The organism is Loktanella sp. M215 (genome assembly GCF_021735925.1).
Taxonomy (GTDB): Bacteria; Pseudomonadota; Alphaproteobacteria; order Rhodobacterales; family Rhodobacteraceae; genus Loktanella.
The window spans coordinates 270,251-284,048 of the sequence record NZ_WMEA01000004.1; the positions used below are offsets into that span (position 1 = coordinate 270,251).

Sequence of the window (13,798 nt, forward strand, 5' to 3'; positions counted from 1 at the left end):
TTTTGGTGTAACGAAAACTAAGAATACGCCAATAAACTAGTAAGTAGAGGTACTCTCCAGTTTTCCGCGAAAGGGCGCTAAACGTCTTATCGCGTGGTAGTGGATCATTTCTTCAAGATCAGATCGCCGCCTCAACCGTATCTGAGATCCCTTTCGTTCAATGAAGCCTTCGTTTGAGAGGTCGCAAAGCACTTTGCTGACCGAAACATTAGTTAACCCGATCAGATCACCCAGTTCAGATTGATTGAACGGAACATCGACGATGTTTGCTACCATGTGACGTTGATGTAGCTTGTCCTGGAACATCAAGATCAACCATACGACTCTCTGACGTGCAGTCATGCGACCTATAGCGACGAGCGTGCGCATGAGGCAGGATTGAACTTCAGCCGACTTTTGCAGTAAATGCACTGAAACGCCTGGCGTCAAAACTTGCGACGACACCACATGTTTCATGGGAATCGCATGGACCACGCAGTCACTTAAGCTGACTAAAGAGCAGCTTATACGATCCATGCCAACGTCAGACAAACCTGCAATGTCGCCCGGCTGATAAAGATAGAGGATTTGTCTCTGGCCATCTGCGAGCATGACATAAGCATAGACCCAGCCCGACTGAATATAATAAAGGTTTTGTGGCCGATCTCCTTCATGCTGCAGATCGCAGCCAGACAGGTAGCTGCAGGGCTCGCTCTTCAGTCGGTCGAGCAGCTCACTCAGAACCGACTGTTGTGTCATAGTCGTATTGACGGATGAAGGGAGAAGCATCTTGTCTCTCTCTGATTGTCAGGATGTCACCTCAACGAAGCGGCGGGCGGGCGGGTTCCCCTTGCATTGTGCAAGGGCACAAGGGAGCGCTTACTATTCCGGTCGCCATCTATAGGTCTCATTAAGCGGCACTCCTCTCAATCTCTCATGACAACAAAGGCCGCTAAAACCTTGTGCAGCTTTCTGGTAGCACAGCTGTCCTTTGAAGGCAGCATTGAGTGCGGTTTCGCACCTTACCTTTCACTGCGTGCCTTTTAAGTTTATAAAAACTAATTCGGAGGAACGGTAATCCTCCCCAAAACTAAGGGGATGCGGATGTAGAATTTTCTCAGCAAGATGACTGAGGAGAATCTGATGAAGATGACGAGATTTAGCGAACCCCAGATCCTTGCGATCTTGCGCCAAGCTGAAGGCGGTGTGCCTGTGGCTGAGCTGTGCCGTGAGCATGGCATGAGTTCGGCGTCCTTTTACAAGTGGCGCGCGAAGTATGGCGGCATGGATGCGTCCATGATCAGCCAGATGAAGAGCCTGGAGGACGAGAACCGCCGGCTGAAGCGCATGTTCGCGGATCTGAGCATGCAGGCTGATTTGCTGAAGGAAGCTCTTGGAAAAAAGTGACTGGGCCATCTCAGAGGCGTGAGATGGCCGCCAAGGCAGTGGAACACCGAGGGGTCAGCATCTCTCTCGCCTGCCGGGCGTTCAGTGTCAGCGAGACGTGCTATCGCTACAGCCCGCTACTCAGCGACGAGAACGAGGTGATCGCTGATCTGTTGGTCGGCTTGACCGAAGCTCGCAAGACGTGGGGCTTCGGGCTGTGCTTTTTACACCTGCGCAACGTGAAGGGCTATCCCTGGAACCACAAGCGCGTCTACCGGATCTACTGCGTCCTGGAGTTGAACCTCCGGATCAAGCCGCGCAAGCGCCTGAAGCGGGACGTGCCGGATGCTCTGGCCGTGCCAGAAAGCCCGAATGTGACATGGTCGATGGACTTCATGGCGGATCGGCTGTAAGTGCTGGACGTAATCTCCCCAAAACGGCTGGATGAAATTTCCCCAGTTTGGCGCTGATGCCGATGATCAGGGGGGCATGCCCCCCTGATCATCGGTCGCGCATAATTCCCCTGTTGAGGCCAATGGAAAGGCTCGCAGGTGGTTGGATTGAGGGAGATCGTGATGATCTTGGAATTGAAGCGGCAGGGTCTTGGCGTCAGTGCGATCGCACGACAGACCGGGCTCGACCGCAAGACTGTGAGGAAATATCTGGAGCGGGGCCTTGAGGCCCCGGTCTATGGGCCCCGGGAACCGGGCGATCGACTGGCTGATCGGTTCCAGTCTTATCTGGCTGAACGGCTTGAGGCGTTCCCGGGTCTCTCGGTGCGCAGACTTCATCGCGAGATCAAGACGATGGGGTATGAAGGCGCCTATTCCACGCTGAGTGAATATCTCCGACTGATCCGGCCTCCTGTGCCGCGGCAGTTTGAGCGACGCTTCGAGACGCCTGCCGGCAAGCAGGCGCAGGTTGATTTTGCCGAGTTCCAGGTGGAGTTCACCTGCGAACCCGGCGTGGTGCGCAAGGTCTGGCTGTTCAGCATGGTGCTGGGGCACAGCCGCTGGCTTTGGGGACGGTTTTGCCCGAACCAGACACTGGAAACGGTGATGCGCTGCCACATCGCGGCGTTCGGCATGATGGGCGGGGTCTGCACGGAGATCCTGTATGATCGGATGAAGACAGCCGTCATCGGGGAGGATGCCGCGGGCGTTGTGACCTATAATGCATCTCTGGTGGCGTTGCTGGCGCACTATGGATCGGCACCGCGGGCTTGTCAGCCGTATCGGGCCAAAAACGAAAGGCAAGGTGGATCGACCGTTCCGCTATATCCGGCAGGACTTCTTCCTGGGGCGCAGCTTCCGCGACATAAAAGATCTGAATGCCCAGTTCGAGGAGTGGCGCGCGACCATCGCCAACCCTCGGGAGCTTGCGACCACAAGCGGATCGTGGATGAGCATTTTACCGAAGAGACGCCGCATCTTCTGGCAATACCCGCGTACCCATATGAAGCGGTACTGACCGTGGAGCGGCAGATCAGCCAAGAGGGCATGGTCGCGGTAGGCGGCAATCAATACAGCGTTCCCCCTCTCGGCATCTTTTCCGACGGAAAAGAGCCTGCCGGGCAGTGGACACCACAGGGCGCCGGATCTTCGAGGTCCAGAACCATCCGGTCGAGGTCCGCATCTTCGAGGACGGCGCATTGATCGCAATCCACCCGGTGCTGGAAGGCAAGAGCCAGCGTCGGATCGATCCCAGCCATCGCAAGCCCATTCCACCGGCACGGCGGGCTGTTCAGCTGTTGCCGTCACCAGCGTGTCGGCAACCCATTCTTGCGGATCGACGCCATTCGGCTTGTGGACCACTTCCTATGCAAGGCCCGAGGAGGTGTCGTAGGCCCCCCGCGCAAACTGCGCTTGCCGGTCTGGATGTCCTGTGGTGCCCAGACGGCGCCAGGCGGCACATGATGCAGGGCCGACACGATGCCGCGCACACCAGCCTGCATATCGTCTAAAGACACACGGTCTTGCGGGCCCAAACCATCGCCACGTCAAAGCCCGGGGAAGATAGCGCGAAGCGTTACTGTTGACTAGTATGGTAATTTTCAATAGTGCTTGACGGGGGAGGAGATGCGGCATGATCGAACGGGGCGACGCTACTATCGATGGGCTGGAAAGCACCAAGATCGTCGGGCCGCAGCTGATACGTTTGCTGCGCAACCGGATTGTCCGCGGTGAACTGGCCCCCGGCACGCGCCTGTCCGAAGCAGAGATTGCCACGGTCTATGGCGTCAGTCGCCAACCGGTCAGAGAAGCCTTCATCCGACTGGCCGATGCGGCCCTGATCGAAGTGCGACCGCAGCGCGGCAGCTATGTCAGCCGTATCGATATTTCGGCCGTGATCTCTACGCAGTTCGTCCGTGAAGCCGTCGAAGCCGATATCGTGCGCCGGGTCGCGGCCCACGCCACCCCCGCCGATGTGGTCGGACTGGAGGCGATGCTTGCCGCGCAGGCAGAAACAACGAACAGCGACGACCCGCAGCCATTCATGGCGGCCGACGAGGTGTTTCACCGACAGCTGGCCGAGATTGCCGGGCAGAAGGATGGCTGGGAATATTTGCAGCCGCTCAAGACCCAGATGGATCGTGTGAGGTATCTGAGCGCTCGGAGCTTTCCACGGACCGCGCTGGTCAATCAGCACAGCGAGATTGTCGACGCGATCCGGCAGGGCAATCCGGATGAGGCCGAACAGCGGATGCGCCGCCATCTCCGGCTTATCCTTGAGGACTTGCCCGCGGTGGCCGCAGCCCTGCCGCAGTATTTTAAAAAAGGCACAGGATGACCCGCGGCGCGCCGTGGTTCGTCACCGACTTTCTGCCGCGCTGGCTGGGCCGCGCGATGATGCCCGATGGCAGCGTCATTGAGGCGCTGAACCTCGCGGGGGAGGCTGAAAAACTTGCGCCCACGACATTGACGCAGGCCCGGACGGTCTTTGCGCTGTCACATCTGTATCTTGCGACCCGGGACGACCGCTTGCGGCAGGCGGCGCTGGCGGTCTACGGCTTTATGGATGGGGCCCTGCGCGACAAGGATGGCGGTTACCGGCAGTCGACGCAGAACGCCTTGCGCCGCAGTTACGACCAGTCCTTTGCCCTGCTCGCCCTGACGACATTGCAACGGATCGAACCGGGTGCGGTGCCGGAATCGCGCATCACGGATCTGTGGCACTTCACGCAAACTACATTGACCGAACCCGCGACAGGGGCGCTGTGGGAAGACGATGCGATGGCCGCGACCGGGGCCGTTCCTGATGCCTTGCGCGCGCAAAATCCCCATATGCACATGCTGGAAGCAACGCTTCAGGCGTTAGAGATGACCGGCGATCCGGCTTGGCTGGATCGGGCCACGCATCTGGTGCAATGTGCGGCGCGTCATTTCATCGACCCCGCCACCGGGGCCATCCGTGAATTCGTCGGGCCGGACCTGGCCCCGCTTGCCACGCCAAAGGGCGCGCGTCGCGAGCCGGGGCATCAATACGAATGGGCCTGGTTGCTGCAGCGTTATGCGGATTTCGGCGGTGACGCTGCGGCCCGCGTCATGGCCGACCGCATGATCGCCTTTGTCACGGCAAGGGGCCTGCGCCGGGACGGTCCGATGGCGGGCACGCCTTTCGACGCGCTTGACGCCACCGGAGCCCAGACCGAGGCAACCCATCTGCTGTGGCCCTTGACCGAGGCGGGAAAATACCACGCGGCCACCGGGGCGGCAGACCGCACCCGTGCAATCGAGACACTCATTTTCAAGCATTATTTTGCGGGCGGGCCGGTTCCGGTCTGGTGCAATCAGCTGGACGGAGCGGGCCGCATCCTTTGGCCCGCCGCCCTCAGCCGCTTGATCTATCACGTCGCGCTTTTCGTCACCGAGGGCGCAGACGCGGGCCTGTGGCAGCTAGAGGCGCTGCCGGACACGACACACCATGAGGAGGAGACGACACCATGAATATCAAGAAACTCGCGGCGATCACAGGGCTGTTCTTGGCAACAGCCGGGGGGGCATCGGCGCAATACAACCTGAACCTGTCGACGTCGCAGGTCCTGCAAGACCCGCTGGTGATCGCCATGCAGGGCGCGAAAGAGCGGATCGAGGCGCGCACTGACGGTCAGGTCACGATCACAATCTACCCCAGCTCGCAACTTGGCGAAGACAATGACGTGCTGGAACAAATCCGGGGCGGCGCACCGATTGCCGTGCTGGTTGATGCCGGACGCCTTGCGCCCTTCAAAAAAGAACTGGGCATTCTCGCCGCGCCCTATCTGGTTGACGATTATACCCAATATGCGGCCGTCACCTCGTCACCGGTCTATGCCAAATGGGTCGACGAACTCGCGGAAAGCTCTGGCGTCCGGCTTCTGAACTATAACTGGTTTCAGGGCACCCGGCAGATGTTCACCCAGAAGCTGATCGAGAAACCCGCCGACCTGAACGGCGTTCGGGTCCGCACGATCGATGCGCCCAGCTGGATCGCGACGGTCGCGGCCATGGGTGCCACGCCGGCGCCGATGGCCTGGTCCGAAGTCTATTCGGCGCTGCAACTGGGGGCCATCGACGGTGCCGAAGCGCAGCTGACCGGCGCTTACGGCATCAAGCTGCACGAGGTCACGACCCATGTGGCGCTGACCAACCACATCCAGCTGTTCACCGGACTTGCGACCTCGGAAGCGTGGTGGAGTGCGCTGCCCGAAGACCTGCGCATCGTCGTCTCTGAAGAACTGTCCGCCGCAGGCGAAGACGCGACGCAGGCGACCGTGGCCAAGTTGGCCGAGGTGCAGTCCGACATGGAAGCCGCCGGCGTGGCCTTCAACGAAGTCGATCTGGCGCCGTTCAAAGAGGCGACCGCCGGCGTCTATGAAGAGGTCGGCCTGACCGAGGCCCGCGCGGCGCTGGCACCTTACCTGCCGTAAGACCAGCTCTCGCGATCCGCCCCCGTAACAGGCGTTACGGGGGCGTCCTCACCCCACCTAAAACACGTGATGCACATGATCTTCTGGAAGTTCTACGACCGGGTCGAACTGGGTATCGGTCTGCTGGCGTTGGCGGCGACCGTCGTGGCAGTGCTGGTCGCCGCTATCGGACGCAGTTTGGGGATGCCGGTGACATCGGCCCCGCAGTTTGCGCAGCTGTTTCTGATCTGGACCATCATGTTTGGTGCGGACCTTGCAATGAAATCCGGCGGGCATATCCGAGTCTCGGCCCTTTTCGACCTTGCCCCGCCGCAACTTCAGGCGGCGCTGGCGGCGGTGCATGCGGCCCTGATGCTGGGCTTTCTGGCCTTCGTCGCGATCCACGGCTGGCTGCTGTCGTTGAGCAACTGGCAACGCGAACTGGGGGCCTCGGGTCTGTCCTACGGGCTGGTGACGCTGGCCGTCGCGGTCGGTGCGGCACTGTTGGGCATATCCCTGCTGCGTCGGCTTTTGACGCAGGGCGTTCTGGGCGCCATCACATCGGATGGTGACGCACCGGAGGAATTACTATGATCTCCAGCCTTATTCTGGCCGCCGCACTGATTCTGATCGCGGCGGGCATGCCGGTGGCCTTTGCCATCGGCATCGCGGGCGCCAGCTACTTTCTGTTGCCCTCGACCTTTCTGCCGGATTCGACGGCGGTGCAAAGGATCGTCGCCGCCAGCCAGTCGTTTCCGCTGCTTGCGGTCCCGTTGTTCATTCTGCTCGGTAACCTGATGAACTCAGCTGGTATCACATCGCGATTGGTTGGACTTGCGACCACGCTGACCGGCTGGATGCGCGGCGGGCTGGCGCAGTCGACGCTGGTGCTGTCGACGCTGATGGGCGGTGTCTCGGGGTCGGCGGTCGCCGATGCGGCCATGCAGGCGCGCATTCTCGGCGAACCGATGGTCGAGAAAGGCTATAATCGCGGCTTTACCGGGGCGATCCTCGCCATTGGCGGCCTGATCACCGCAACCCTGCCGCCCAGTCTGGGGTTGATCCTTTACGGCTATCTTGGTGAAGTTTCGATCGGGCGACTGTTCATTGCGGGCATCATGCCGGGATTCCTTCTGCTGACGACGCTGATGATCGCGACATGGTATGTGGCCCGCCGGGACGGCTATCAGCCCGAAAATGACCGGCTGCCGACGCTGGCCGAGGTCGGGCGCGACGTGAAGGACGGGTTCTGGGCGATCCTGTTTCCGGTCTGGTTGCTGGTCGGAATCCGCTTCGGGTTTTTCACTCCGTCAGAGGCCGGGGCCTTTGCCGTCGCCTACGCTCTGGTCGTCGGCTTTTTCATTCACCGCGAGCTGACCCTGGCCAAGATGCTGGACGCGCTTGTGCAAAGCCTGCGCGACATCGGAATGATCATGCTGATCATCCTGTTCTCGGGCACCTTCGGCTTTGTCATCACCTTCGAAAGGGTCCCGCAGTCGATCGCCGAATTCACCCTGACCGCGATCACCAACCCAACGGTCCTGCTGTTCGTCGTCTCCGGCTTCCTGCTGTTCCTTGGGACGCTGGTCGAAGCGACAGTGCTGGTAATGCTGCTGACGCCGATTCTGGTTCCGGTCGTCACGGCGGCAGGCATTGATCCGGTGCATTTCGGTCTGGTGATGATGACGCTTGTGACCTTCGGGGGCATGACCCCGCCGGTCGGCGTCTCGATGTTCACGGTCTGCGGGATTCTGCGCTGTTCCTACCGCGACTACACGATTCAGATGGTGCCCCTCGCGGGGGCGGTTCTGGCGATGGTGACCCTGATGATCCTGTTCCCGCAGATTGTTATGTTTCTGCCCAATCACCTGATGTGAGGTTGGTTCTGGTTAAAAATGAAATCATTAGGTTTATCGGCGTTTGACATATGTAGCGGTCGATCCACAAATGAAATGCTAAAGCTTCTGTGGTTGCCGCCCGTGATGCAAGAAGTTTCTGACCTTGTTGACGTGTGATCGAAATCGGTCTTCTGTCAGGCCTCGTTATGCGGCATTTCCAGAAGCTGCGGGCCGGGATGGTGATCTGCGGATCAGGTCCAAATCTTATCCCCGAGCTGGTCAGCTCAAAGTCTTTAACTGGTTTTCCGAATCCAGATCTGTTCGATCGTTTTGCCCATTCAGGTCATCGTCTTCACACACCCCCGTGGCACCAAGGGTAGCAGCTTACGGCATGATGGTCATGCCGTAACCGCCATCGCCGGATCTCGGTAATCCTCGATCTTCGTCAGCATCGCCCAGATCTGCCGGGCCATCTTGTTCGCCAAGGCGATCCCAACCAGCATCTTCGGCTTCCTTGCCAGCATACGCCCGATCCAGCCCTCCGCCGGAACCGTATGCCGCGCCCGCCCTATGATCCGGGTCATTGCTCCGGTGATCAGAAGGCGACGGATGTCGGTTTGGCCGGCTTTCGATATCCGCCCAAGGCGCTCCTTGCCGCCAGAAGAGTGCTACCGGGCACAAGTCCCAGCCAAGCCGCCAAGTCTGCGCTCGGTAGCGTCCGTCAAGCTGGTGTAAATTCGAGTATGGAGCCTTTTTGACGATACAAGGGCGCTTCCCAAAAACGACCGTTTTAGGTGTCACAAGAGCTGGTAACTAAAATGGACGCAGAGCCTACCATGGGTTGTAGCGGATTTGCGCAGTCAAAACCGAGATTTTTTAAAAACTTGCCCGAAGGTTTAAAGCGGATCACACTTAAGTGAGCGGTGTCTCAATGATGAGATATCGCATCATTGGAGGTTTGAATGAAGCCATATTTTAGTTTGTGCAGCATTACTTCTTACAGCATGTGCTGGAACTGCCCCGGAACCGCACGCTTTAGCATTCAATGGACGAATCACGACACAGGCGGAATTTTCGACCTTGATTGGCCGAAAACTGACGACTGGCGACGATTTTATAGTAGTCAATCCAGACGGCACGTTCGTCGGCCGATACAACGGCGTCGAGACGTTGGGGACATGGGAATTCAGGGATGGGTTCTTCTGTCGGGTGATCATGCAAGGGCCGTCAGGTCCGGACCCCGAAAACTGCAACGTCAACGTCCTTCAAGGAAACACCCTGACAGTCCAGCCCGATCGCGGTGCGGGGCGACCGGTCATTTATACCGTGACCTGAAGGCAGACGGAACGGCTGCAAAGCGCAAGCACCATCGGACCTAACTGCGGATAAATGCCCATCGACGCAGGCAGCGCTTGTGTTCTTAAGCAAACCAACCCGGCGGATTATTTCTGGCGGGTGCGCGTGGGTCAGATCATTGAGCAATCAAGTGCTATAATCCGGCCCTTCCCTCTCGATGGCCCTCTGTCGTTCCAGCACCCGCTCTTGCTCCAGCACGCACTGCCGCTTTTGGTCCTGCTCCGCCAGGTCTTCGCCGGCGCTCTCGACGTTGCGCTCTATCTCAACGCTCCGGTCCTCACCCCGGCTTTCCCGCGCGGCCTGTAACCGCTCAAGGGCGCACTGAGGACCATCCACGACTCCACGCGATGCACCAGCGGCTTGCAGCCGCTCCAGCGCTGTCTACGAGGCGCGGCTGAAACCAATGGTTGCCGCGCGCGCTCGCACTAGATCTAAGGCCCGCTCCCCTGAGCACATGGGGGTCCGCCCGGACTAGATCGAGGTCGATGTTCGGATCAAACTCTGAATAGCAGGGGGTTCTGTCGTGGACTTCTGTCCAGGACAGAAACCACATGGTGTGATTGCGGCGGTCGCTCTCCAGTGGCGAACGAGGTCCGGTATACTGGCCTCATGTATATATGCCGTGAGGAGAACGACCATGACATATTATGCCGGACTCGACGTATCACTCATAGAGGTTTCGATCTGTATTGTTGATGACGATGGAGCGCTTATGGCTCAAGGCACAACGCCCGCTGATCCTGAAGGGTTCGCGGGTTGGCTAAAGACCCGGTCGCTGGCCCCAAAGCGGATCGTGCATGAAAGCGGCCAGCTTTCGATTTGGTTACAGCGCGGAATGGTTCAGCTGAGTTTACCCCAATTCACATCCGGAGCGAAGAGTCAGACAGGCTGCGTGCGTTGGTCGGAGGGCGGGAACAACTGATCCGCTTGCGTAAGGATCAGGCCCGCAAAGACGTAGTTGAAAAGCAGCACGCCGACTGCTGCCATCGTGAACGGCTTGATCAGCCAGTTCACCACCAGCGTGACGACCAGACCTTTGGGTTTGTCGCCCACCTGGCGCAGCGCACCGAAGTCGACACCCACCATCATGGGATCGACCATGGCCCGGATCAGCACCGCCACGGGCAAGTTGACTGACGCGATTTCCAAAGAGGCGAGGGCTGCAAACGCGCTTGGGAACAAATTGCCAAGCAATAGCCCTGCGCCAATCGCCAGCACCACCCAGACGGACAGCCAGCGTTCAAAAGCTCCCAGTCCCGCCTCAGCTGGAAGCGATGTATCGGTCATGTCAGGCTTTCCGGAGAGAGGGGGTCAGTCGGCTTTGACGGCAGACTTGCCAATGTCGTCGAGGTTGCGTTGCAGAGCCATCCGATCAAGCGAGCCAAGCGGCAGGCTGACGAAGATGGAAATGCGGCTGCGGAGCATCCGGTAGGTTTCCGCAAAGGCGAGCCGCTTGACGGCTTCGGGACCTTCGACCTTCACCGGATCAGGCACACCCCAATGTGCGGTCATCGGCTGACCCGGCCAGAATGGACATTCTTCGGCCGCCGCGTTGTCGCAGACGGTAAACACGAAATCCATCTGCGGCGCATCGGAGCTGGCAAATTCATCCCAACTCTTGGATCGTGCAAAGCCGGTGTCGTGGTGCAGGCCCCGAAGCAGATCGAGCGTGTAGGGGTGTGGTGCAGATCCCGGCCTTGATCCGGCTGAATAAGCCTTGAATTTGCCCATACCCTCGCGGTTCATGATGGCTTCTGCGATGATCGACCTAGCAGAGTTTCCGGTGCAAAGGAACAGGACGTTGTAGATATCCTTGGTCATGTCTGTCTCCTAACAGGCGCAGACGAGTTCATTAATGACCGGTTGGCACAGCTCCGGACGACCGCCGCAGCAATCCTCCATCAGAAAAGCCAGCAGGCCGCGCATCCCGTCCATGTCTGCAAAGTAGCGGATGCTGCGTCCCTCGCGCTCACTCCTGATCAGACCTGTACGCGCGAGGATGCCCAAGTTGGTCGACATCGTGTTCTGACGCACCCCGAGGGTATCGCTGATGTCGCCCGCCGTCATGCCGGCCTCTCCAGCTTTGATGAGAAGACGAAACACATCGAGCCGGGTGGCTTGACTGAGAGCGGCGAAAGCGTCGAGTGCGTTATTGATATCCATACATCAAGAATTATAGATACTATTGGTGCGGGTCAAGTGACCTATTCTGGCGGTCCCTCGTTTAATAGCCGATTTGTACCGTAAAGCGAAGCTTGCCGAGCGTTCTAAAACGGTGGTTATTGTCTCTGCCTTGATCATGGGCGCGACTAAAATCACATCTCTACGGTAGAAGGCGGTAGCGTGCGCATGTCTGTCGTGACCACAAAATTGCGCACTCTGGCCGAAGAGTAGCCGACACCCGACGCCCGACGCTCTCTCGCCATCGCCCTCGCCAATCTCGGCGACGTTGTGGAGACGCTCGACGGACCCGCCGCCGCAAGGCGCCTGCGCGAGGAAGAGATGCGGCTCAAGCGTACCTTGGGGTCACTTGGTGACCGATGGCAGCCACGTGGCGATGCCGGGCATCAGGACGATCAGGACCATCAGCACCACGAAGACGCCGACGAAGGGCCAAGCGGCGCGATAGACTTGGCCAATGGTCACCTCGGGGGCGGCGGCCTTGAAGGCGAACATGGTATAGCCGAAGGGTGGGGTGATGCCGCCGACCGCGAGATTCAGCAAAACCAGAAGCCAGAACCAGATCGGGTCGAACCCGGCTACATCGACCAGCGGCTTGTAGATCGGCACGAGAATCAGCATCAGCGCGATCTGGTCGATGAACATGCAGAGCGCGAAGACGATGGTCAGAAGCATCGCCAGCAGCAGGTAGGGCTGGTCCGACAGTGCGCTGCCCCAGTCCACCAGACCACGGGTGGCGCCGGTGAAACCCAGCAACTGGCCAAAGAGGTTCGACGCGATGACGATGATCATGATCATTGCCGTGATTTGCATGGCGCCGGCGATGCTTTCGCGCAGCATCCGGAACGAGAACTGCCGGTAGATCACCGCGACGACGATTGCGCCCAGAACGCCGGTCGCTGCCGCTTCGGACGGGGTGGCGATACCCAACAGGATCAGGCCCATCACGCAGAAGATGATGATCGAGAAGGGCATCAGCAGCGCCACCGAGGCCGCCTTGCCACGCCAGCCCCCGCCTTCGTCCTCAGATGTGTCGGGCGAGATGTCGGGCCGCTGCCAGATCCGAAGCGCAATGTAGGCCAGAATCAGTCCCGCCGCCACCAGCCCCGGCATGACCCCCGCAATCAGAAGCCGGCCGACTGAAACGTCGGCCAGTGTCGCGATCACAACAATAAGGACGCTGGGTGGAATGATCGGCGCCAGCGAGGCACCTGCAAGTATCGATCCGATGGACAGATCCCGGTCGTATCCCCGCGCGCGCATGGTGGGATAGAGCGACCGTCCCAGCATCGCCGCAACGGCCATCGCGGCGCCTGACAATGCCCCGAAGATCACCGAGATGAGGACCGTCAGGACATACTGCCGTCCCTTGATCCGCCCGATCAGGCCGTCCATGGCGCGAAACAGGTTCTCAACCGATCCCGATCGCGTCAGGATTTCTCCCATCAGGATGAAAAGCGGGATGGCCGAGAGCGACCCGATGTTCGCACTGTCGAAGATCGAGTTTCCTACCAGGATGAAACCCCGCGGTCCGATGACCAGCAGCACTGTCCCGATATTGACCAGCAGGAACCCGACGAACAGCGGTGCTCCGGTCAGGAACAGGGTCAGCAGCAGCATCAGGCTGCCGGACAGGAATATCCACCATTCCATCAGTACTGCGATGCTCCGTTGACATCGGTTTGCCCGGCCATGGCCTGGCGCAGGAAGTGAAGGCCGCACCCGGCGAAGCCGTAGACGAGCCAGAGCGAAATCCAGGCCTTCGGCATCGGATTGACCCGCACAAGCATTTCGCCGCGCTCGATCTGGCTGAGCGAGGTGTCAAGGCAGATCCAGGCGACCAGAAGGCAGGTGGCGGCGGCAAGGAAGGCCATCGCCCGTTCCATTCCTGCCCGCGCGCCGCGGGGAAGAATGTCGGTCAGGATGGTGATTGCCACGTGGCCGCCCGTCCGGGTGACCTCGGGCAGGGCAAGGAAGGTGCCGATGCACAGGGCATAGGCGACGACCTCGTTCGACCAGGATGTCGGCGCCGCGAAGAAATACCGCGACACCGTTTCAAAGCAATACGCCCCGACGATCACCACCAGACAGAGCTGGGCAAGGCCGAACCCGGCACGGGTCACCATGTCATGGGCCTGCCCGAGGTGTCGTGCGAGGGCAGACATGGCCC

Annotated in this window: 11 protein-coding genes and 5 pseudogenes; 8 read left to right on the forward strand and 8 right to left on the reverse strand. The window is 59.7% G+C overall.

Annotated features, from left to right (window positions below):
- Positions 1-36 precede the first annotated feature (36 nt).
- Complete coding sequence (locus GLR48_RS21385) at positions 37-768, reverse strand: Crp/Fnr family transcriptional regulator (protein WP_237065333.1); 732 nt, start codon at positions 766-768, stop codon at positions 37-39.
- A 354-nt stretch (positions 769-1,122) separates the two neighbouring features.
- Between GLR48_RS21385 and GLR48_RS21390 the strand changes: the two are divergent.
- Together GLR48_RS21390 and istA are read left to right on the forward strand one after the other, a co-directional pair.
- Positions 1,123-1,775, forward strand: a pseudogene (locus tag GLR48_RS21390) (transposase); the annotation flags it as partial.
- Between the two features lie 165 nt (positions 1,776-1,940).
- Positions 1,941-3,145: pseudogene (gene istA / locus GLR48_RS21395) on the forward strand (IS21 family transposase); the annotation flags it as partial.
- Positions 3,146-3,220: 75 nt separating this feature from the next.
- Here the strand turns inward: istA and GLR48_RS21400 are convergent.
- Positions 3,221-3,368, reverse strand: a pseudogene (locus GLR48_RS21400) (mannonate dehydratase); the annotation flags it as partial.
- A gap of 82 nt (positions 3,369-3,450) precedes the next feature.
- Between GLR48_RS21400 and GLR48_RS21405 the strand changes: the two are divergent.
- From GLR48_RS21405 to GLR48_RS21425, 5 genes are all read left to right on the forward strand, one after another.
- The gene (locus tag GLR48_RS21405; protein ID WP_237065335.1) at positions 3,451-4,155 is read left to right on the forward strand and encodes a GntR family transcriptional regulator; all 705 of its coding nucleotides are present in this window, start codon (positions 3,451-3,453) and stop codon (positions 4,153-4,155) included.
- The gene (locus GLR48_RS21410) at positions 4,152-5,312 is read left to right on the forward strand and encodes an AGE family epimerase/isomerase (RefSeq protein WP_237065337.1); all 1,161 of its coding nucleotides are present in this window, start codon (positions 4,152-4,154) and stop codon (positions 5,310-5,312) included. Before GLR48_RS21405 ends, GLR48_RS21410 begins: the two co-directional genes overlap by 4 nt.
- Positions 5,309-6,274, forward strand: a complete 966-nt coding sequence (locus GLR48_RS21415; protein ID WP_237065339.1) for a C4-dicarboxylate TRAP transporter substrate-binding protein — start codon at positions 5,309-5,311, stop codon at positions 6,272-6,274. Before GLR48_RS21410 ends, GLR48_RS21415 begins: the two co-directional genes overlap by 4 nt.
- Before the next feature lie 75 nt (positions 6,275-6,349).
- Positions 6,350-6,847, forward strand: coding sequence for a TRAP transporter small permease (locus GLR48_RS21420; RefSeq protein WP_237065343.1), 498 nt, complete (start codon positions 6,350-6,352; stop codon positions 6,845-6,847).
- Complete coding sequence (locus GLR48_RS21425; protein WP_237065345.1) at positions 6,844-8,130, forward strand: TRAP transporter large permease; 1,287 nt, start codon at positions 6,844-6,846, stop codon at positions 8,128-8,130. The genes GLR48_RS21420 and GLR48_RS21425 overlap by 4 nt, the downstream gene beginning before the upstream one ends.
- A 359-nt stretch (positions 8,131-8,489) precedes the next feature.
- Here the strand turns inward: GLR48_RS21425 and GLR48_RS21430 are convergent.
- Positions 8,490-8,794: pseudogene (locus tag GLR48_RS21430) on the reverse strand (transposase); the annotation flags it as partial.
- Between the two features lie 686 nt (positions 8,795-9,480).
- Between GLR48_RS21430 and GLR48_RS21435 the strand changes: the two are divergent.
- Positions 9,481-9,753 carry a hypothetical protein gene (locus GLR48_RS21435; RefSeq protein WP_237065347.1) on the forward strand — a complete coding sequence of 91 codons (273 nt, stop codon included), beginning with the start codon at positions 9,481-9,483 and terminating at the stop codon, positions 9,751-9,753.
- 594 nt (positions 9,754-10,347) lie between these two features.
- Here GLR48_RS21435 and GLR48_RS21440 read toward each other — a convergent pair.
- The 5 genes and pseudogenes from GLR48_RS21440 to GLR48_RS21460 form a co-directional block, all read right to left on the reverse strand.
- A pseudogene (locus GLR48_RS21440) lies at positions 10,348-10,734 on the reverse strand (arsenic resistance protein); the annotation flags it as partial.
- 24 nt (positions 10,735-10,758) lie between these two features.
- Positions 10,759-11,268, reverse strand: a complete 510-nt coding sequence (locus GLR48_RS21445; protein ID WP_237065349.1) for an arsenate reductase ArsC — start codon at positions 11,266-11,268, stop codon at positions 10,759-10,761.
- A 9-nt stretch (positions 11,269-11,277) separates the two neighbouring features.
- Complete coding sequence (locus GLR48_RS21450; RefSeq protein ID WP_237065360.1) at positions 11,278-11,610, reverse strand: ArsR/SmtB family transcription factor; 333 nt, start codon at positions 11,608-11,610, stop codon at positions 11,278-11,280.
- A 363-nt stretch (positions 11,611-11,973) separates the two neighbouring features.
- Positions 11,974-13,281, reverse strand: coding sequence for a TRAP transporter large permease (locus GLR48_RS21455; protein WP_237065362.1), 1,308 nt, complete (start codon positions 13,279-13,281; stop codon positions 11,974-11,976).
- The gene (locus GLR48_RS21460; RefSeq protein WP_237065364.1) at positions 13,281-13,793 is read right to left on the reverse strand and encodes a TRAP transporter small permease; all 513 of its coding nucleotides are present in this window, start codon (positions 13,791-13,793) and stop codon (positions 13,281-13,283) included. The genes GLR48_RS21455 and GLR48_RS21460 overlap by 1 nt, the downstream gene beginning before the upstream one ends.
- Between the last annotated feature and the right edge of the window lie 5 nt (positions 13,794-13,798).

Coding starts and splice junctions, on each gene's coding strand:
- GLR48_RS21385 (WP_237065333.1), bottom strand. CDS start 768: ATGCTTCTCCCTTCATCCGTCAATACGACTATGACACAACAGTCGGTT.
- GLR48_RS21460 (WP_237065364.1), bottom strand. CDS start 13,793: ATGTCTGCCCTCGCACGACACCTCGGGCAGGCCCATGACATGGTGACC.
- GLR48_RS21455 (WP_237065362.1), bottom strand. CDS start 13,281: ATGGAATGGTGGATATTCCTGTCCGGCAGCCTGATGCTGCTGCTGACC.
- GLR48_RS21450 (WP_237065360.1), bottom strand. CDS start 11,610: ATGGATATCAATAACGCACTCGACGCTTTCGCCGCTCTCAGTCAAGCC.
- GLR48_RS21415 (WP_237065339.1), top strand. CDS start 5,309: ATGAATATCAAGAAACTCGCGGCGATCACAGGGCTGTTCTTGGCAACA.
- GLR48_RS21410 (WP_237065337.1), top strand. CDS start 4,152: ATGACCCGCGGCGCGCCGTGGTTCGTCACCGACTTTCTGCCGCGCTGG.
- GLR48_RS21420 (WP_237065343.1), top strand. CDS start 6,350: ATGATCTTCTGGAAGTTCTACGACCGGGTCGAACTGGGTATCGGTCTG.
- GLR48_RS21405 (WP_237065335.1), top strand. CDS start 3,451: ATGATCGAACGGGGCGACGCTACTATCGATGGGCTGGAAAGCACCAAG.
- GLR48_RS21425 (WP_237065345.1), top strand. CDS start 6,844: ATGATCTCCAGCCTTATTCTGGCCGCCGCACTGATTCTGATCGCGGCG.
- GLR48_RS21445 (WP_237065349.1), bottom strand. CDS start 11,268: ATGACCAAGGATATCTACAACGTCCTGTTCCTTTGCACCGGAAACTCT.
- GLR48_RS21435 (WP_237065347.1), top strand. CDS start 9,481: ATGCCCATCGACGCAGGCAGCGCTTGTGTTCTTAAGCAAACCAACCCG.